Source organism: Vibrio breoganii, assembly GCF_001677275.1.
GTDB lineage: Bacteria > Pseudomonadota > Gammaproteobacteria > Enterobacterales > Vibrionaceae > Vibrio > Vibrio breoganii.
In genome coordinates this window covers 1651844-1672476 of record NZ_CP016177.1, presented here as the reverse complement: position 1 = coordinate 1672476, position 20633 = coordinate 1651844, and the positions used below count along the sequence as shown (strand labels likewise).

Below are 20633 nucleotides of genomic sequence, written 5' to 3'. Positions count from 1 at the left end.
TTATCTGCAATCCTTAAGCAAACTATTCACAACAGTAAGCTGAGCTTATTCACTAACTCACAGGATGCGAATGCTAAAGGAATTTTTGGCTCAATCGACCTCAAGCAATGGCCAAGCGCGAAACTACGCCTTTAACAATACGTTAGAGCTCTCAAACCTTATTCCACCCACCGTCAGTTATGAAAGTCACGGTGCTTTATTGGTTATTGCGGCCGCTGAAGACCTTGAATCACTTCAGCTGCAATTTTCTGGGTTAAGTTCGGTGACTTTCGCCACCCCAGCAAACTCACCTGTGCAAGGTGACATAACCCCTTATTACTTCTCGTCAGCGTCTCTTAGCGGGTATATGGGGCGTTTTTCAATTTACCTATCACAACCGGGCTCATTATCTGAGGTAGACCTTGCGCCCGTTGCAATTGGGCAGCAGTACTTTGATCTGATTTTAGATTTGAGCCCGCAAGCCTTGATTGATAATGAAGTGCCTCCTGTGGGTTATTTCCCAGTGGGAAGAGGCTATCCCAAATTTGAAGATGCCATAGAAGAAATTAATGCTTTGGTTGGCACCTTTGATAAGCCTAAATTTTTCCGTTTAGATACCGACAAGTGTGCGCACAGCTCACGCGGCGTCAAAGGGTGCGAACGCTGTATCTTATCTTGTCCGGCTGGTGCTTTGACCAGCGAGGGGAGCGATGAGATTGGGCATAGGATAGAGATCAACCCATACCTCTGCCAAGGGGTTGGAACCTGTGCTACCTCTTGTCCCACCGGCGCGATTGAATACGCACTTCCGTATCCTCAAGAAACTCAGGGCTACATAGAGAGAACGCTGCAAAACTACCAACAGCAAAGAGGCGAGTCGCCTATCATCCTGTTTTGCAGTGAAGAGCATGAAACTTATAACCTAATGGCGCTTAGAGCACTGCCTGAGAATGTCATCCCCATAGTGGTGAATGAGCTTCCTTCTGTGGGCATAGATACGTGGTTCGCGGCTCTTTCCAACGGTGCCACTCAGGTATTGTTCGCCGCCAGTCGTCGAATGCCAGCCACTATTATTAGAGTGCTAGGTGAAGAAGTCGCTGTGGCGCAAACCCTGTTAAGGCAACTAGGTATTAACGCCGGTTGCGTTGATATCTTGTATCTAGAAGAGTTGAGAAGCCAAGCACCTACTTTGATTGAGCAACCGTTAGGCGTTGCCGTTGGCGAGCTTGAGGGCGACAAGCGTTCGAGACTCTTTCAAGCATTAGATGGATTGGCGAAATCTTTCTCGCCACTTCAGCAGCAAGTCGCACTTCCGGCAGGAGCGCCTTATGGCACCGTTGAGTGCGATGCCGATAAGTGCACCTTGTGTATGGCGTGTGTAGCGGTTTGCCCAACCACGGCTATCCATAACGAAGGCAAGCTGCCTTTACTCAATTTTATCGAGCAAGATTGTGTTCAATGCGGATTGTGTGAGGGAGCATGTCCTGAGGATGCACTCGCCTTGACCCCTAGAATGAACTGGGATCAGGAGCAACGCACCAATGTCACCGTATTACACCAAGATGAGCCAGCGCTCTGTTTGCGTTGTCAAAAACCATTCGCTCCAAAGTCAATGATTACCATGCTTCAAGGGAAACTAAAGGGTCATTCTCACTTCTCGGATGACAATGCGATCCGCCGAATTGCCATGTGCGAAGACTGCCGAGTTGCGGATGTTTTTGAAGAAATGGCGAAAGATCCTACAAAACAGCTAAAATATTAGGGGTAAGCATGAATCAAGAAGCACTACAGGCACCGCGCGCCGATATTTATTTGTTACTTGCTACCTTGTTCAGACAGCCTCCAAACAGCGATTTGCTTAAGTGGTTAGCTGAAATAGAAACGGAAGACAGCAACAGTCAAATGAGCGCCGATTGGCAGGCACTAAAGCAAGCAGCAAGCCAAGCCACGCAACAAGAATTAGAAGAAGAATACCAAGATTTATTTATAGGGGTTGGAAGAGGGGAGGTCATGCCCTTCGCTTCTTGGCATCTCAGTGGCGCCTTGATGGAGAAACCCTTAATAGCCTTAAGGCAAGATCTTACCGCGCTGGGTTTTGAGAGAAACGACAGCGTGAAAGAGCCAGAAGATCACATTGCAGCCATCTGCGAGGTGATGGCGATGTTGGTAGAAGAGAACTCTCCGCAACAAGGGGTGTTTTTTAATCGACACGTTGGCACTTGGTATAAAGATTTAGTTAAGCAAATCCAGAGCGCAAACGCGGCTGGGTTTTACGTGGTTGTAGCAAGCCTTCTTGCCTCCTTTTTGGAGCTGGAAGCCGTAGCATTGAGTGAGCAGAGCATTGCTGTTCGTTCGAGTGAACTGGATTAGGTTGAGGATGGAGTCATGAAAAACAACAAAGAAATTGATAGTCATCGTCGGAAAGCGTTAAAGGCTTTAGGAGGCGGCGTTGTTGCGGGTGCAGTACTTAGCACAGCGACAACAGCTCAGGCGAACCCGATTGATGTGAATAACGAACAATCGAAAGATGAGCAGGGGTATAAAGAAACCCAGCACATCCGCGACTATTATGATTCACTCTAGGAGCCTAAGACTATGAAACTAACCAAGCGCTCTGACAGCACCTCAAATCCTAATCAAAAGTTCGGTGTTAGCCGCCGTACCTTCATGAAAAACTCATCTTTGGGCGCTAGTGGTGCCGTGGTGGGAGCGGGGATCTTTGCTCCCGGTATGATGAAAAAGGCACAAGCTAACACTGAAAATAAAGACGTTAACGTCGAAATCAAACGTACCATTTGTTCTCACTGTTCTGTTGGCTGTGGTATCTATGCCGAAGTGAAAAATGGCGTATGGACAGGACAAGAACCTGCGTTCGATCATCCATTTAACCTTGGTGGGCACTGCGCCAAAGGGGCTGCGCTTCGCGAGCATGGTCGCGGTGAGAAACGCCTCAAATACCCAATGAAGCTTGAGGGTGGTAAGTGGAAAAAAATGAGCTGGGATGAAGCCATCAATGAGATAGGCGACAAGGCTCTACAAATTCGTAAAGAATCAGGCCCAGATTCAGTGTATTGGTTGGGTAGTGCCAAGCACAACAACGAACAAGCCTACATGTTTAGAAAGATGGCATCGCTGTGGGGAACCAACAACGTTGACCACCAAGCACGTATCTGTCACTCCACCACAGTATCTGGGGTAGCTAATACCTGGGGTTATGGTGCGATGACCAACTCTTTCAACGACATGCACAACTGTAAGTCGATGCTATTCATAGGTTCGAACCCTGCTGAGGCGCACCCCGTCGCCATGCAGCACATCTTGATAGCTAAAGAGAAAAATAATTGTCAGATAGTGGTTGCCGACCCAAGGCGTACACGTACTGCGGCTAAAGCCAATCACTATATTTCACTTCGCCCGGGTACTGATGTTGCCTTTATTTGGGGCTTGCTATGGCATATCTTCCAAAACAAATGGGAAGACCAAGAGTTCATCCGCCAACGTGTGTTTGGTATGGAAGAAATCCGCAATGAGGTAGCGAACTGGACGCCGGATAAAGTTGAGCGTGTAACGGGTGCTTCTGAAGACCAAATGTACAAAACCGCGAAGATCTTAGCGGACAACCGCCCTGGTTGTATTGTTTGGTGTATGGGGGGAACTCAGCACACCACAGGTAACAATAACACTCGTGCTTACTGTGTGTTAGAACTTGCTCTAGGTAACATGGGTAAATCAGGTGGCGGTGCAAACATCTTCCGTGGTCACGATAACGTGCAGGGCGCAACTGACCTTGGCGTACTATCACACACTCTACCAGGCTATTACGGTTTGGCACCTGGCTCATGGAAACATTGGGCCAAGGTGTGGGATCTTGAGTACACCTGGGTACAAGAGCGTTTCGACCAGAACAAATATCGCGGCAAGCTACCAATGAATAACATGGGTATTCCTGTTTCTCGCTGGATAGATGGTGTATTGGAAAACAAAGAGAACATTGAGCAGAACGATAATATTCGCGCCATGTTCTACTGGGGTCACGCAGTAAACTCACAAACCCGCGGTCCTGAAATGCGTACTGCAATGAAGAAGCTGGATATGATGGTCATCGTTGACCCATACCCAACAGTTGCGGGTGTGATGAACGACCGAACAGATGGTGTTTATCTGTTACCGGCGACTACTCAGTTTGAAACTCATGGTTCTGTGACCGCATCAAACCGTTCGCTGCAATGGCGTGACAAAGTCGTTGAGCCTTTGTTTGAGTCGAAACCTGACCACGAAATCATGTACTTGTTGACGAAAAAGCTAGGTTTCTCAGAACAGCTGTTCAAAAACATTGCCGTTGAGGGTAACGAGCCGTCCATTGAAGACATTACTCGCGAATTTAATAAGGGTATGTGGACGATTGGCTACACAGGTCAAAGTCCTGAGCGCCTTAAAGAGCACCAACAAAACTGGCATACCTTCCATAAAACCACGCTGGCCGCCGAAGGTGGTCCTGCAAACGGTGAAACCTATGGACTGCCTTGGCCTTGTTGGGGCACAGCAGACATGAAGCATCCAGGTACTCATATACTGTATGACACATCTAAACCGGTAGCCGAAGGCGGTGGTAACTTCCGCGCGCGCTTCGGGGTTGAGTTTGAGGGTGAAAACCTTCTGGCAGAAGACAGCTATTCGAAAGATTGTGAGCTGCAAGATGGCTTCCCTGAGTTTAGCGATAAGCTACTTAAAAGCTTAGGCTGGTGGGATGATCTGACAGCAGAAGAAAAAGCGGCTGCTGAGGGTAAAAACTGGAAAACAGATTTGTCAGGTGGTATTCAGCGAGTCGCCATCAAGCACGGCTGTATCCCATTTGGTAACGCTAAGGCGCGCGCCATTGTATGGACATTCCCTGATAGAGTGCCTTTGCACCGTGAGCCACTGTATACGCCGCGCCGAGATCTTGTGAAGGATTATCCAACGTGGGACGACAGCGAGTCTATTTATCGACTACCGACCTTGTATAAGAGTATTCAGGATGTCGACAAATCGAAAGAGTATCCCATTGTTCTTACCTCAGGCCGCTTGGTTGAGTACGAAGGTGGTGGTGAAGAAACACGTTCTAGCCCATGGCTAGCTGAGCTTCAACAAGAAATGTTTGTTGAGGTGAACCCTAAAGACGCGAATGACCTTGGCATCAGAGATGGTGACATGGTTTGGGTTGAGGGTGCCGAGAAAGGTAAAGTGCATGTGAAAGCTATGGTGACCCGACGAGTCACTCCAGGGCTTGCGTTCATGCCATTCCACTTCGGTGGTAAGTTCCAAGGTGAAGACCTTACCGAACGTTACCCAGAAGGTACGGTTCCTTATGTCATAGGTGAAGCAGCAAACACTGCAACCACCTATGGTTATGACCCAGTTACTCAGATGCAAGAAACCAAAGTAACACTGTGTAATATTCGAAAAGCGTAAGGAAACCTAAATTATGGCTAGAATGAAATTTCTATGTGATACCAAGCGTTGTATCGAATGTAACGGTTGTGTCACTGCATGTAAGAACGAAAACGATGATGCCTTGGAATGGGGTATTCAACGTCGCCGCGTAGTCACACTAAACGACGGTGAACCGGGTGAAAGCTCAATCTCTGTAGCGTGTATGCACTGTACCGATGCGCCGTGTATGGCGGTGTGTCCTGCAGACTGCTTTGAGTACACCGAAGATGGCATAGTGCTGCACAATAAAGACCTATGTATTGGTTGTGGCTACTGTCTATTTGCCTGCCCATTTGGCGCACCGCAATTCCCTCATACCTCAGCCTTTGGTGAGCGCGGTAAGATGGACAAATGTACCTTCTGTGCTGGTGGACCTGAAACAGAGAACGGCTCTGAAGAAGAGCGCGCAAAATACGGTGCTAACCGTATCGCAGAAGGCAAACTGCCTATGTGTGCTGAGCTATGTTCTACCAAGGCACTGCTTGCGGGTGATGCTGAAGTGGTCTCCGATATCTTCCGTCAGCGCGTTGTTGAGCGCGGAGCTAAAGGCGCTGGATGGAGCGATGGTGAAGATATAGCGTTTGATGCGACCAAAAGCTAGTTAGAGGGAGCAATTCAGATGCAGTTAGCGAAACAATGGACTTTGTTGCTGTTAACGGTTTTCGCCAGTGTTTTGATGTTAGTGAGTACATCAAGCTACGCAGAAGAACAAAAGGCGAACACCGCAGCAGAAAAAGAAATGGTGCAACTGGCTGGTGCAGACTATTGGCGAGATGTGAAAGGAGGCGTTGAGGGTACGACAACCTCAAAATCTCCTGAGCACGGTGTGTTAATTAGTGTGCCTGGACAAACGTGGTTCATTCTAAAAGAGAAGTGGATGTCTCCAGCGGCCGCGGTCGCTATCTTTGGCAGTATCATGATGGTGGTATTGGCCTACTTCTTAGTTGGACCACTCATGCTCAGTAAGCCGCGCACTGGCAGAAAGCTCAATCGCTGGTCTCGAATGGATAGGGCGCTTCACTGGACAATGGCCTTTACCTTTTTGACTCTTGCCTTTAGTGGGTTGATGTTGGTTTACGGTAAGCACTTCTTGAAGCCGTTTATCCCGAGCGAGCTATGGGGCTTAGTCATTATGACGGCCAAGCAATACCATAACTACATAGGACCAATCTTCTATATCCTGCTTATCTTCATTTTAGTGAAATGGTGGCGTAAATCTATTTTCAACAAAACCGATATGCAATGGTTTATGAAGATGGGTGGCATGTTCGGCAAGCATAAAGGCTCACATCCATCAGCAGGATTCTCCAATGGTGGTGAAAAGATCATTTATTGGATGCTGATAGTGGTCGGAGCGGTTGCCGCAACCAGTGGGGTCATCCTTGACTTCCCTATCTTTGACCAGACCAGACGTGATATGGAGATTGCAAACCTAGTACACATGATCTCGGCTCTTGTATTGATCTGTGGCTTTGTATTCCATATCTATATCGGCTTGTTTGGCATGGAAGGTGCGCTAGAAGGTATGGTCACCGGTAAGGTAGACGAAACCTGGGCTAAAGAGCACCATGACCAATGGTTTGAAGAGGTAAAAGATCAATTGGAAGAAGCTCCAGTTAAGGGAGCAAACAAAAAGGATGGGGTGAGCAATGAATGATCATCATAAAGGCATTTGGTATGCCTATATAGGCAGTATTCTTACTCCATTCACCTTGCTGCTGTCGGGCGTCATTGCCATCGTGTATGCAGGGTATCGCTTAGATAAGGACGAAGACAGCGATGTAGTGATTTCTCATTACTACAGCTTGATCAGAAGCTTCTTCCTGTTTTTGACCTTCTTTGTGGTGCTGATTGTGACGGTCGCGACCTCAAACGGTGTGCTTATTGGTATTAACGATTATTGGGCACGTAACAGCGCATTAGTTGAGATTGCACACTTTATCCCTATTGCCGGTGGCGTCATCTCTGCCATAGCCATTGCAGTGTGGTTCGTTCGAATGTTCAAGGGCATGCGTCTATTGAAAGAGAACAAGCCGGTAGCTCAAGCAAAATCTCTGCATCAGTTTTCTCAGACTTAGTGCTGAATGTATAACGCGTGAAAACAGAAACACCAGCGTGATGCACTGGTGTTTTTTTATGTTTATGGTATGTGGGAATGGCTTCTAATGGCGCTCTCTAAGATTCCGGATATTTGCGATGCAAATTCCGGAATGACGTGGGGTTTGTGCCTTTATGTACTACGCCAGCTCGAAACAACAGTCGTCATCCTAGAATTTGCATCGCAAATATCTAGGATCTTGGGTTGCACAAAGTTGAGCAATTTAGCTTCTTAGATTCCGGCTAAAAAACTGCTGGAATGACGGCAGGAGTGTAGTGTTATGAACTGGATGCACAAGAAACAAAAGTCGTCATCCTAGAATTTACGGAGTAAATATCTAGGATCTTAGGGTGCACGATGCTGAGCTATGTAGCTTCTTAGATTCCAGCTAAAAGACTGCTGGAATGACGTCAGGAGTGCAGTGTTATGAACTGTAGCCACGAGAAGTAATAAGCGTCATCCCAGAAAGCGGAGCTTATCTGGGATCTTAGTGCGCACAATGCCGACTAAACCAATCGTGCGGCTTTAGTCCGAAATAAATAGAGAAATTATTTCTTAACCTTCCCCTGAAACTGCTTAACGCTCTTCTTACTATTCGTACGGCGATTTGCCTTTTTATCTCTTGGCGCACGTTTACTTTGCCCTGAAGATGGCTTATCGGTAACAGGAAACCCTTCAAGCTCTTCAAGAGGAAGCTCGCGAAGCGTTAGCTGACGGATAGCACTCAAGTACTCCGTCTCTCCATGACACACCAAAGAGATAGCCACGCCTTGCTCACCGGCGCGTGCTGTGCGTCCGACGCGGTGCACATAGACCTCAGCGTTTGATGGCAGCTCAAAGTTAATCACAACAGGTAGGCTCTGCACATGGATACCGCGAGCCAGAAGGTCGGTCGCAATGAGTACATTCACCTTACGCTGTTTAAACAGCTCTAGTGTTTCTTCGCGCTCTTGCTGAGATTTATTGCCATGCAAAGCGGCGACTGAAATGCCCGCTTTAGTCAGCTTTTTGCACAAAGCATCCGCGTTATCCTTAGCGCCAATAAACACAAGGACTTGCGACCAGTTATGCTGTTTCAACTGGGCAATCAAGGCATTGGTTTTGCTGCCCTTATTTACCAAGTACAGCGTTTCTTCAATGCCCCCGACCACACTATTGGCGACGCTGGTTTGAATTCGCTTTGGCGAATGCAGTAATTCCTTTGCTTGAGTCTCTAGCTTTTCTGAGAAGGTAGCAGAGAACATCAAGGTTTGACGCTTTGGCGGAAGAAGAGAAACAATCTCTTGAATATCTGGCCAAAAGCCCATATCTAGTAATCTGTCTGCTTCATCAAGCACGAACGCGCTAAGTCTGCTGACGTCTATTGACTGATCTTTTAACAGATCCAGCAGTCTTCCCGGAGTCGCAACCAGTATTTCAGGGGTTAAGAGCAGCTGCTCTTTTTGCCACTCTTTATCAATGCCACCACACAGAGATAGCGCGGTGATATCGACGGTGTTGGCATACGGTTCTAGAGTGTCGCACACCTGAGTAGCCAGTTCTCTGGTCGGAACAAGAATGATGGCTTGGGTGCTACAAGGCTGCAGCCTGACTTGTTCGAGTATCGCAAGGCCATACGCCAGTGTTTTACCACTGCCTGTTTGAGCAATAGCGAGCACATCTTTGCGTCCTAGGATTGCAGGAATAGCTTGGCTTTGAACCTCGGTAGGCGTCGTAAAATTGGCCTGCAGAGTCTCGCTTAGCTCAGAACATAGGGTTAACTGTGAAAACGGCATAATCAATCTTGGGTGGTGCTGTTCGGGCGTAGGTGAAGTTGAAGACCCATTAAGAAATTACGAAGGATCTGGTCTTGGCACTCACGGTAATGCTTGTTGTCAGGCTTTCTGAAAAAGGCACTTAGTTCGTGTTTGCTCAGTCTAAAGTCGACAAGCTTCAATGTATCAAGAATGTCTTCAGCCTTCATATTCATAGCGATACGAAGCTTCATGAAGATCATGTTGTTGGTAAGGCGTGACTCTGGCTCAGGTTGAGCACCTTCGCGCTTACCGCGTTTTTGATTGATCAGGCCATTAAGAAATTGAGCTAATTCTTTGTCGATGATTTTGCAAAAAGAGTCATCTTCTTCTTTCTTGAGCCAATTAATAACCTGTTCACGGGAAACAGTAAGATCAGCGGCGTTAAACACCTCGATCATTTCATTATCGTTGAAGTCGAAGGTGTAGCGGATACGGCGCAAAATATCGTTATTAGTCAAAATAGTTCCTAATGGAGTTAAGTGAAGGGTGCAAATGGCGTGCACCATAACACAGACAAATGAATGTATATAAATATTAGTTTGTGATTCTGGTTATTGTGGAAAAAACGCTAATAACTTGTAATGAGAAATCGACGTTAAAGAGGTAACTAAATAATGCGAGTAGAGATTGTAGATTGGCAATCAAAAGATGAGATTTTTCTTGTTCGAAATACCGTGTTTACCGCAGAGCAGGGCATAGATACTAACCTAGACTTTGATGGTCTAGATGAAGAGGCGGTACATGCACTGGTTTATGACAATGATGAACCTATCGCAACGGGGCGCATGCTCGAAGATGGTCATATTGGCCGCATTGCCGTACTTATCAGCCACAGAGGCAAGGGATTAGGCACTAGCATCATGGAGGCTTTGGTGGATGAAGCTCGCCTTAGAAGCTTTTCGAGAGTCTACTTGGGCGCTCAGGTACATGCGCTAGATTTTTATCAAAAACTGGGATTCGAACCCATCGGTGAGCGCTATGAAGAGGTGGGCATAGAGCATCAAACTATGCAGCTTAGCCTGAACTGAAATATTCTCCATAAACTGTCTAAAGCCACATTTAGTAAAACTAGCGTCACATTCAGCCAATCAATATTTTGACTTGTGTTAGTCCACTAGTAAGGTATATGCGACGATATGGGTAAATTTAAATAACAATAACCCAATCGTTTTGGACTAATAATCAAGGAGATGGTTGTGTTTAAACGAAACTTAATGTTGGCTTTAGTGTGTTTACTTCCCCTATCAGTAAGTGCTGAAAACTATTCAATTGGTACCGGTGGTCAAAGCGGTATCTACTATCCATTCGGTGGCGCACTGGCGAAAGTCTGGTCTGAACATGTGCCAGAAGTAAATGCAAAAGCAGAGGTAACAGCTGCTTCTGTAGAAAATACTATTAAGGTAGTGCGTGGCGACATGATTGCAGGGATTGCAATGGGTAACGTTGTGTTAGATGCCTACAATGGTCAGGGTAAATTCCCTTCAAAAATGCCAGTGAAGACGCTTTTTGCGCTTTACCCAAACTTAGTTCATACCCTTACTCTAGAGAAGTCAGGCATCAACTCGCTATCTGATCTAAAAGGTAAGCGTGTTTCTTTAGGTGCTCCAGGCAGTGGTACAGCGGTAACCTCAGCAGCACTTCTTGAGTCTATCGGTATTGATGTTGAGAAAGACATCAAGGCGGTATACCTAAACTACTCAGAAACCACTAACGCATTGGCTAATGGCCAAGTAGATGCGGGTTTCATCGTAGGTGGTCAAGGTGTTGGTGCAGTAACGCAAGTTGCACTAACGCATAAAATCAAAGTCCTTTCTATCTCTGATGCAGAAAGCCAAGCGTTTGTAACGGCTAACCCAGCATACAGCTCTTATGATATCCCAGCGGATGTGTACAACAACGTTGGCGAAGTCTCTACGCTAAGTGTTTGGAACGTATTGGTGGTTAACGCGAATATGGACGATGACATGGCTTTCAACCTAACCAAGGCTGCCTATGAGAATATGGGTGACATTCGTAAGGTGGTTAAGATGGCTGAAATGACTACCCCAGAGAACGCTTCTCGCCTGCAAGGTGTACCTCTACACCCAGGTGCGAAGAAATACCTAGACTCTGTTTCTAAGTAAAACCACCCAACAAAAAAGCAAGCGTGATGCTTGCTTTTTTGTGCTTCTAATTCTTATCTATTTTTTCTTTCAGGCGCCGTTATGGATGTAACTAATAACGAAAATAACCAAGATCTTAGTGCTAACTTGCCCTATGAAAGAGTGACGACATTCTTTGGCTATTCAATATTACTGATTGCCGTTGCGTTGTCAGTGTTTCAAATCTGGCAGGGAATAAGCTCAACTATTTCAGCCACTTACTTCAGACCAATACACCTATGCTGGGTGTTGGTGCTTATCTTTTTGCACTTCCCGTTAATCAGTAATCGCCGAAGCAAGTTTTACTTGGCGGGTCGCTGTGTTGACCTGGTTTTGTGTGCGGTCGTTGTGTTCGCGGGTTACCGTATGTCAATCTTTGACTACAACGATATCAATTACCTGTTTTATGGGTTACAGCCTGCCGACATGTTTGCTGGCGGGGCATTAATTGCCTTACTAATGGAAGGCTGTCGCCGCACCGTGGGTTGGGTGATGGTGCTTATCGCTGTGCTATTTCTTAGCTACAGCATGTTTGGTGACATGCTGCCAAGTGCTATCTCGATTAAAACGTATTCGCTACAAGAGCTGATACAGTTCCAAATATTCTCGGCTAACGGCGTGTTTGGTTCAGCACTGGGCATCGCGGCAACGACCGTATTTATCTTTGTGCTATTTGGCGCTTTTTTAGAGGTGACAGGCGCAGGTAAATTCTTTATCGACCTTGCGTTTGCCATTGCCGGTAAGTATCGCGGTGGCCCTGCAAAAGCCGCGGTATTGGCTTCGGCGGGGCTCGGTTCAATCTCAGGTTCCGCGATTGCCAACACAGTAACCACAGGCTCAATCACCATTCCGATGATGAAAAAGCTTGGCTATAAATCGGAACAGGCGGCAGGAATTGAAGCAGCGGCCTCGACCGGCGGACAAATCATGCCACCGATTATGGGGGCAGGTGCATTTGTTATGGCGCAATTTACTGGCGTGCCTTATAGCGAGATCATGTTTGCTTCCATCGCACCAGCGATTTTGTACTTCTTCTGTACCTTGCTTTATGTGCATCTTATGGCGTGTAAATTGAATCTGCAGGCAGTGAGTAAAACAGAGGCGGTGATCGCGGTAATGAAGCATGGTGCTCATCACCTTATCCCGCTTGTATTGATCACTACGCTACTCATGATGGCGTATTCACCACTTTTGGTAGGTGTCGCAGGATGTGCGGCTATCTTAGTGGTGGCAAGCATGCGTAAGCATAGCCGAATCGGCCTAAAGAAGTTTTTTGAGGGTATGAAGAACGGTGCGTTGCTAGCGTTGCCAATTTCTGCGGCGTGTGGTGCAGCGGGTATCATTGTTGGGGTTGTGGGACAAACCGGTATTGGACTTCAGTTTACTCAATTTGTGATGGATTTCTCTGGCGGTTACATGATTATCGCCCTTGGACTTATCAGTATTGTGGCGCTGATCTTAGGCATGGGTTTACCTGTAACGGCAGCGTATATCGTATTGGCCGTTATGGCGGTGCCTATGTTGACTGACTTTGGATTGCCGATACTGACCGCTCACTTGATTGTATTCTGGCTATCGCAAACCTCAAATGTTACTCCGCCAATCGCACTAGCGGCGTTTGCTGGGGCCGGCGTGGCCAATGCCAATCCTATGAAGTCTTCAGTGGAAGCCTTTAAGTTGGCAGGAGGCTTGTTCATTATCCCGATCATGATGGCATACACTAACTTGGTCAATCCTAATGAAGGTATAGTCGCGCTAATGCTTTCAGTTGGGCAGACTCTGGCCATTATCGTGGCTATCGCCATCACCATTGAGGGGTACTTATTAGGAGCGCTCAACAAGGTGGAGCGTATTGCAGCTGCTGTCGCTATACCATTACTGCTTCTTAACCCGTTTAATGTCGGGGTATTGGGCGCAGTGATCATTGTTGGGATTGCGGTGGTTCAGTGGCGTTCCCACAAGGCGGTAAACGCTAGCTAACACCTAATCGCGACCAACAAAACAGTACCTAGCCCCGGCTCTTAGAGTCGGGGCTTTTTATTGTCGCCACAAAAATTAGTTGACAGTATCAACTTAAATAATTATAGTTGTATATATCAACTAAGTGAGAGGGCGAATTATCCATGAATGCAATTGCCGCAATGCCAATAGCAAACTCAGAAGAAAAGCGCACACCTTTGTTTTTGAAGGTGCTCGCAATGATGGGGATGATGACATTAATGGGCGGTTCAATAACCGGATTGATGACTTACCTAAATCAAGGCTATAGCGAACTGTTTTATGCTCAATGGATACGAGCTTTTCTTACCGCAGCGGTGACTGTGATGCCTTTGGGTTTTGCGTTTATGGCGCTACTGACCAAGCTCGCTGAGCGCCTCCTTCCTAGCTCTAGTGAGAAAGTACGCAACATATCCATTGGCTTGATTATGGCATTGGTTATGGAGTCGGGAATGGCATTTAGCACCGCGGTAAATAGCGTGGGCATTGCTGATACATCGATGCTGATGAGTACCTGGCTAGACACCTTGGTAAGAGCCCTGCCTTTAGCATTGCTGCTAATGGCCGTGGTATCGGCCACGCTCAAACCAAAAGTTGAACGCTTTTTGAAAAGCTAGAAATATTAATTAAAACAAAGAGGTAACCCTATGACTCGTATCACCAGACAAGATCACAACTATCGCATTACCATTGAAGAAGTAACGCAAGAAGAAAGCAAAACACTGCAATTTGAGTTTCAAGACCGTGAAGATATGTTCAAAGTTGTTGAAATGATTAATAAAGGCAGTGAACTACCCAAAGAAGAAGCCACCAGAGTGGCAGTAGCGCTTCGCTTGCTAGGTCCAGTAATGATGCAAAACAGAAAGCATCCTTTGTTTGCGGACTTTATGCCACACTTCAAAAACTTTATGCAGAACCTAAAAAGCACCATCAAGGCTTCGGTTAGCGCATAGAAACCAAAAGGCAGGGTACTGTGAATGAGCAGTGCCTTGCCTTTATCTACTAGGATTAAAAATACTATCGACGGGCGGGTAACTAAGATGAAAATAGCGGTAACGGCAGCAAGCGGTCAACTCGGTGGTGCGATTGTAAATGCACTGGTCACTCTTATCTCAAAAGAGAATGTCGTCGCCCTGGCGCGCACTCCAGAAAAAGCCAAACATCTAGGCGTTGTGGTTCGTCGTGGTGATTATGAAAACCGAACCGAGTTGCAAGACTCTCTACAATCTATCGATACACTGCTCATCGTTTCAGGGATGGACGCCCCCGATAAGCGTATAGACCAGCATCGCAATGTTATCTCAGCGGCGAAACAGGCCGGTGTGAAGAAGATTGTTTATACCAGTGTGCAAGGCGCAGAGCAGGGCACCGCTTTTTCACCCGTTATTCAAAGTAATCGTCAGACGGAGCAAGATGTCAGAGAGTCGGGTTTAGAGTGGGTTATTGGTCGCAACGGTATCTATATTGAACCGGACATTGAGTATGTAGAGAGCTATAAAAAACTCGGCGTCATTGTCAATTGTGCGGGCAACGGCAAGTGCGGTTATACCACGCGAGATGAGTTAGCCTATGCCTACGCCAAGATGCTGACAGAAGATAAACACAACGGCCAGACCTATAACCTTAACGGTGAATCCCTCTCTCAATACCAACTGGCAGATTTCATCAACACGGCGTTTGATACTCAGTTAGAGTACCAACCTATGTCAGTAGCAGAGTATCGAGAAGACAGAATAGCGGAGCTTGGTGAATTTATTGGTACCGTCATTGCGGGCATTTACCAAGGGATCAGCGAGGGTAAGGCGGACAATCCAAGCCATTATGAACGCGCTGCAGGCAGACCTCATATAAGTTGGACGGATTATTTCAATGCCTTGAAAGGGTCTAGATAACAAAATCGTGCGCTTACAGGCCATTAATGCGACAAAATTGCCCTTGTAAACGAGTTTAATATGGCGATATACCCACTACTTGCGGTATATATAGCTAATGACACGTTTAGTCAGAAGAATTGACACTTTGGGAGAGTATTAGTGGCGCTAGTAACCAAGTTTTGCCCTGCATGTAACGAGGGCACAACCCATGAAACATCACATCCTATGCATTGGATTCACCTCATCATGACCATTTTTACCGGTGGTCTGTGGGGCATTATCTGGTTATGGAGAGGCTTGATGAAGCGTCCCTGCGTTTGCTCCCGTTGCGGTTGTGATAACTCGTAACCACAATTTGGATACTAAAAAGCCCCAGCCTCATAAATTGAGATAGCTGGGGCTTTTTGTTTTTTACCGCTTAGTAAGAGATGTGGCTCAAGATATAGTTGATAATCTCTTCATCGGTGCTGATTTTCTCTGGGTTCAAACCAACCTTTGGAATGTAGTTTGATTTCATTCGCTCTTCAGCGGTGTTGTAGATGCTAACAACACGGTCAGCAACCGCTTCCATAGGGTCAATGAAGTGGATGTCTGGGAACTGTTTTTGCAACAAGTTACGCACTAGCGGTAACTCTGTGCAACCTAAAATCACTGTTGATACACCCTTGTCAGCAAGAGGTTGAACCGCTTTTGCTAATAGCTCAGCATTGCGCTCAAATACACCAGATTTAATGCCATTCTTTATGCGAATGTCTTGACCGCATTGTGTTTTCTCACCAGTCACTTCACCGTAAATAGCACTGTGCACATAGTGCTCTTGTGCGTAGCTGTCTGGCTTAACGAACACAAGGTGCGCATCTTCTAGGTATTGGTCGTAGATACCTGAGTTGTATGTGCCGTTAGTACATAGAATGCCGACAATAGACTCAGGGTCTTGTGCTTTGATTGTGTCTACCGTGGTTTTCAGCATATCGACAATATACACGCCAGTGCATTGCTGAACGCGCTCTCTAAAGTAGTGCGCAGTGTTACAAGTCATTACCGCAAAACGCACGTTGTTGCGCTCAAGCAGTTGCGCAGATTTAAGCAGCTCACGAACCGGGTCTTCACCGCCCTCATTGATGGCTTCAGAGCGATCTGGGATATCTGGGTTTTTCACCACAAGCATACCCATATGGTCCTGATCTTTAAGAGCGCCATGCTCCATCTCTTTCTTCGCTACGATATCCTGAAACAGTGCATCCGCCTCTGGACCCATGTTACCGATGACACCGAATAATAATTTTTTCATGTTCTTTACTCCAACGTCTGAATACGGAGTAGTTTATGGTGATAAAAGCAATCGTATAAATCTCGTTTGAAGGATCTAATCATCTAAAGGCTGGAAGTCGTCATCCTGGAATTTACGAAGTAAATATCCAGGACCTTGGTGAGCACATTGCTGGGTACGGTAGTTTCCAAGATTCCGCTGGGCGGCAATCCGCTGGGCCGGCAACCCGGATATTTGCTCTGCAAATTCCGGAATGACGGGTGAAGGGGGCGTGTACGAAAAAGGAGTGCGAGATTTTGCTACGTAGGGGGAGTCTGAGGATCGATAATTAATGTGCAAAACACAACACGAACGTCATCCTAGAATTTACGCAGTAAATATCTAGGATCTTAGGGTGCACATACCTTGGTTCGGCACTCTCTAAGATTCCGCTGGCCGGCAATCCGCTGGGCGGCAATCCGCTGGGCCGGCAACCCGGATATTTGCTCTGCAAATTCCGGAATGACGGGTGAAGGGGGCGTGTACGAAAAAGGAGTGTGAGATTTTGCTACGTAGGGGAGTCTGAGGATCGATAATTAATGTGCAAAACACAACACGAACGTCATCCTAGAATTTACGCAGTAAATATCTAGGATCTTAGAGAGCACATTACTGGCTTGGGCACTCTCTAAGATTCCGCTGGGCAGCAACCCGCTGGACGGCAACCCGCTGGGCCGGCAACCCGCTGGGCCGGCAAACCGGTAAAGACTGCCGGAATGACACGAGAGAGTAGAGAGCACATTACTGACTTAGACCACCCACCAAACATCAATACAACAAATTCAAGCTATTTAGAATCACCAAGCCAATGGTGGTAGTCACAACCGATAATATAGTAGTTAGGGCAATGATATTCGCCGCTAACGTCGAGTTTCCGCCCATGGAGCGCGCCATGACGTAGCTTGCAGCTGCAGTAGGCGAGGCGGTCATGAAGAAGATGATACCGAGCGCTTCGCCGCGAAAACCAAGTACGTAGGCTAATAGACAGCTGACGATAGGCGCTGCAATCAGCTTTAACGTTGTGGCAATCCAGGTTGGTGTAATTTCATGTTTTAGGGAGTTAAGATTTAGCGAACCGCCGGTACACAAGAGTGCCAGAGGGAGTGTCATGCTGGCAAAGTAGTGCCCTGCATCAGAGGCGACCTTAGGCACGGGAAGGCCAATAAATGAATAGGCAAAGCCAGCCATAATTGAAATGATCAATGGATTGCTGGTAATGCTCTTGGTCATGGTTTTTAGTGCACTTGCACCCGTTTGCGCGCCCTTAGGTGTCAGGGAGATTACGGCAAGAACATTATAAAGTAGGGTGGTTGCGGCAACATAGATAGCCGCGGTTGCAAGCCCTTCTGTGCCATACATATTGGCGACATAGGCTAAGGCTATGATGCCCGTGTTGGCACGAAATGCCCCTTGTACCACCACGCCTTTGTCTTCGTTACCCTTAAGCAGTACACCTACCAAAGCGGTGCAAAATGCAAAGAACAGCACATTACTTCCCACGCTAAATCCAACCAGTGAAGCGCTGGTAGCAAAGTCGTGGTCTGCTTCAACCAAGCTCAAGAACAGCATTGTCGGTAGGGTAACCTTGAATACTAGGTTAGAGGCACTTTCAATGAAGGCGTCATTAATTATGCCAATTTTCTTAAGGACCACTCCCATCACCAAGATCAGACAGATGGGTCCGGTAACAGAAATAGAGAAAGCGAGTTGGTCAATAAGTCCCATAACAGCCTACATAGATAAAATTTTAAGAGAGCACCTGTTTACTGTTAATTTGTAATACAAATAAGCAGTGATGCCTATAATGCCATGTTTTTCACATGCTTGGCAAAGTGAAATCCGAGGAAGTGAGGTCAAAAGCGCAATAATCGTTGATTACTATTTCATCACCTAAGGTTACTTTTTGCTTTTAATCACGTAAGATGTGCGCCTGATTTTTCTCGGGAAGACAATGTGAAAAGAGAACAGTTTGAGCTATTAGCACCAGGTGGCGATCTAGACTCGATTAAGGCGGCAATCGCTGCGGGCGCAGACGCAATATATTGTGGCCTTGACCGCTTTAATGCGCGCAATAGAGCCACGAACCTGACCCTAGATAACCTCAATGGGGTACTTGAACTTGCTCATCAGCATCAATGTAAGATCTTCCTGACGCTCAACGTTCTTATTCTAGAGAGCGAGATCCCAGCCATAGTGCGTCTTCTCAGTCAGCTCAATACCACTAAGGTGGATGGCGTGATTGTGCAAGATATGGGATTGGCGTATCTACTTAAGCACCACTTTCCAGCACTAGATGTGCATGCTTCAACTCAGCTAAACACACACAACGAAGGGCAGATCTTGTTCCTAAACCAGTTGGGTGCGAGCAGGGTGAACCTTTCACGTGAGCTGAACATCAAAGAAATAAAGCACCTAGCTCAGTTTGGTCTCAAGCATGATGTATTTATGGAAGTGTTTGTGCACGGCTCTTATTGTATCGGCTTTTCTGGCTTGTGTTACATCAGTTCTGCGCGCAATGGCGCCTCTGGCAACCGTGGCCGTTGCAGCCAGCCTTGTCGTGAGCAGTATGAAACGACGCAAACGGGCAATGATTACCCGCTTAATCTAAAAGACAACTCCGCGTTTGGCGATTTAGAAGCGCTAGTGGATGCTGGCGTCTACTCACTTAAAGTGGAAGGGCGCATTAAGAAGTCCCACTACGTGTTTACTGTGGTGGACAATTGGCGCAAGCAAATCGATAGATTGTGTGATGGTGAAGCACTATCTAGTGATACCACTGAGCTGTATACCGTGTTTAACCGCGACTTCTCCAATGCGTTTTTGCAGGCAGACTTTGGCAAGAATATGTACATCGATAACCCTAGAGACAATGCAGTAACGCACTTCTCTAAGGTGTATGGCGTGACATCTGAAGAGCAACTAAAGCAGGTGAAAACCAAGCTTTACGATGATAAGACCGAGATTATTCAGCGCGTCGCCAAAGAAACCGCTGATTTTGATATTTCAGGTTTTACCCACAACGGCTCGAGCCTAAAAGGCGCTATCGACACACCGCAGATTGAAAAGTTGTCCCATCATCGACCAGAGATGGAGGCCCCTAAGCTGTCTGTATTGCTTTCTTCTGAAGAAGACTTGGCGCTGCTCAGCAACGATAATGCCGATTTCTATTTCCAGCTGCCAATGGGAATGAAGGCTGAGCTTGCGAACTTGATTGAGCTGTTCACTGAAAACCCAAGGCTGAAGCCGTGTTTTCCAGCAATATTGATTGGTGATGACTTTGCCGCTGCCATCGAGTTTTTGGAAGCAGTTCAACCTGAACTACTGATCACCAATAACTCAGGCGTTGCCTATCAGGCTAAACAACAGGGTCTTGGCTGGGTTGCCGGCCCTCACATGAACACCACCAACTCGTTTGCGATGCATTGCCAGCAGCAAGAGTTTGCAGCCTCTGGTGCTTTTATCTCTAACGAATTAAGTAAGAAGCAGATTCGTCATATTAAGAGACCAGAAAACTTCAGAACCTTCTACAGTATCTATCATCCCAATACGCTGCTCACCAGTCGTCAATGTTTGTTCCAGCAAACAGAAGGGTGCAAGAAAATAAAGGTGAACAAGGGCTGTTTACGAAAGTGTGAGAAGCGTACTTCGATCATTAATCTAAAAGATAACCCTTATGTGGTTCAAAAACACAAAGGTAGTCACAACAGCATCTACAGTGAACACAATGTGCTTAATCTTGAGTTGCTATCAGACTATCCTGAGCTGTTTACCGATGTGCTCATTGATTTGCGAGACATTCAAACCGAGACGCAATTGCTGGTGGGTAAAGAAGAGTTAGTGGCACTGTTCGAGCAAGCTCTGCAGAGTAAAATGACAGACTCAGACGCGTCACAGCTTATTCATAGCAAAGTTGCGCCAACGGGCAATAAGCAATATCACAAGGGTGTATAATTGCTTCACTATGTT

At 46.7% G+C, this 20633-nt stretch carries 18 protein-coding genes; 14 read left to right on the top strand and 4 right to left on the bottom strand.

Features of this window, described 5'->3' with window-relative positions:
• Positions 1–70 precede the first annotated feature (70 nt).
• From A6E01_RS07730 to A6E01_RS07700, 7 genes are all read left to right on the top strand, one after another.
• A complete protein-coding gene (locus A6E01_RS07730) occupies positions 71–1741 on the top strand; it encodes a 4Fe-4S dicluster domain-containing protein (protein WP_065209991.1) in 1671 nt (556 codons plus the stop codon).
• A gap of 8 nt (positions 1742–1749) precedes the next feature.
• A complete protein-coding gene (locus A6E01_RS07725; RefSeq protein ID WP_065209990.1) occupies positions 1750–2349 on the top strand; it encodes a TorD/DmsD family molecular chaperone in 600 nt (199 codons plus the stop codon).
• Between the two features lie 15 nt (positions 2350–2364).
• Positions 2365–2562: a hypothetical protein gene (locus A6E01_RS07720; protein WP_065209989.1), complete on the top strand. Its 198-nt coding sequence runs from the start codon at positions 2365–2367 to the stop codon at positions 2560–2562.
• Positions 2563–2574: 12 nt separating this feature from the next.
• Positions 2575–5430, top strand: coding sequence for a formate dehydrogenase subunit alpha (locus A6E01_RS07715; RefSeq protein WP_065209988.1), 2856 nt, complete (start codon positions 2575–2577; stop codon positions 5428–5430).
• Positions 5431–5443: 13 nt separating this feature from the next.
• A complete protein-coding gene (gene fdh3B / locus A6E01_RS07710; protein WP_017027593.1) occupies positions 5444–6052 on the top strand; it encodes a formate dehydrogenase FDH3 subunit beta in 609 nt (202 codons plus the stop codon).
• A gap of 75 nt (positions 6053–6127) precedes the next feature.
• Positions 6128–7108, top strand: a complete 981-nt coding sequence (locus tag A6E01_RS07705) for a formate dehydrogenase subunit gamma (protein WP_237334515.1) — start codon at positions 6128–6130, stop codon at positions 7106–7108.
• Positions 7101–7529: a hypothetical protein gene (locus tag A6E01_RS07700; protein WP_065209987.1), complete on the top strand. Its 429-nt coding sequence runs from the start codon at positions 7101–7103 to the stop codon at positions 7527–7529. Before A6E01_RS07705 ends, A6E01_RS07700 begins: the two co-directional genes overlap by 8 nt.
• 568 nt (positions 7530–8097) lie before the next feature.
• Here A6E01_RS07700 and A6E01_RS07695 read toward each other — a convergent pair.
• Together A6E01_RS07695 and A6E01_RS07690 are read right to left on the bottom strand one after the other, a co-directional pair.
• Positions 8098–9324, bottom strand: coding sequence for a DEAD/DEAH box helicase (locus tag A6E01_RS07695; RefSeq protein WP_065209986.1), 1227 nt, complete (start codon positions 9322–9324; stop codon positions 8098–8100).
• Positions 9325–9326: 2 nt separating this feature from the next.
• The gene (locus tag A6E01_RS07690) at positions 9327–9803 is read right to left on the bottom strand and encodes a YehS family protein (protein ID WP_017027589.1); all 477 of its coding nucleotides are present in this window, start codon (positions 9801–9803) and stop codon (positions 9327–9329) included.
• A gap of 156 nt (positions 9804–9959) precedes the next feature.
• Between A6E01_RS07690 and A6E01_RS07685 the strand changes: the two genes are divergently transcribed.
• The 6 genes from A6E01_RS07685 (at position 9960) to A6E01_RS07660 (ending at position 15376) form a co-directional block, all read left to right on the top strand.
• Positions 9960–10373, top strand: coding sequence for a GNAT family N-acetyltransferase (locus A6E01_RS07685; protein ID WP_017027588.1), 414 nt, complete (start codon positions 9960–9962; stop codon positions 10371–10373).
• Between the two features lie 162 nt (positions 10374–10535).
• Complete coding sequence (locus A6E01_RS07680) at positions 10536–11468, top strand: TAXI family TRAP transporter solute-binding subunit (protein ID WP_065209985.1); 933 nt, start codon at positions 10536–10538, stop codon at positions 11466–11468.
• A gap of 81 nt (positions 11469–11549) precedes the next feature.
• Positions 11550–13466 carry a TRAP transporter permease gene (locus A6E01_RS07675; protein WP_065209984.1) on the top strand — a complete coding sequence of 639 codons (1917 nt, stop codon included), beginning with the start codon at positions 11550–11552 and terminating at the stop codon, positions 13464–13466.
• A 143-nt stretch (positions 13467–13609) separates the two neighbouring features.
• Positions 13610–14101, top strand: a complete 492-nt coding sequence (locus A6E01_RS07670; protein ID WP_065209983.1) for a DUF2798 domain-containing protein — start codon at positions 13610–13612, stop codon at positions 14099–14101.
• A 30-nt stretch (positions 14102–14131) separates the two neighbouring features.
• Positions 14132–14437, top strand: coding sequence for a DUF3861 domain-containing protein (locus tag A6E01_RS07665; protein WP_017027584.1), 306 nt, complete (start codon positions 14132–14134; stop codon positions 14435–14437).
• Between the two features lie 87 nt (positions 14438–14524).
• The gene (locus A6E01_RS07660) at positions 14525–15376 is read left to right on the top strand and encodes an SDR family oxidoreductase (protein ID WP_065209982.1); all 852 of its coding nucleotides are present in this window, start codon (positions 14525–14527) and stop codon (positions 15374–15376) included.
• 400 nt (positions 15377–15776) lie between these two features.
• On the opposite strand, the gene A6E01_RS07655 is transcribed toward A6E01_RS07660, so the two are convergent.
• The gene (locus A6E01_RS07655) at positions 15777–16649 is read right to left on the bottom strand and encodes an aspartate/glutamate racemase family protein (RefSeq protein WP_017027582.1); all 873 of its coding nucleotides are present in this window, start codon (positions 16647–16649) and stop codon (positions 15777–15779) included.
• A gap of 786 nt (positions 16650–17435) precedes the next feature.
• Positions 17436–18392, bottom strand: a complete 957-nt coding sequence (locus A6E01_RS07650; RefSeq protein ID WP_017027581.1) for an AEC family transporter — start codon at positions 18390–18392, stop codon at positions 17436–17438.
• Positions 18393–18620: 228 nt separating this feature from the next.
• On the opposite strand from A6E01_RS07650, the gene A6E01_RS07645 reads away from it, so the two are divergent.
• A complete protein-coding gene (locus A6E01_RS07645; RefSeq protein ID WP_065209981.1) occupies positions 18621–20618 on the top strand; it encodes a peptidase U32 family protein in 1998 nt (665 codons plus the stop codon).
• Positions 20619–20633: the final 15 nt, after the last annotated feature.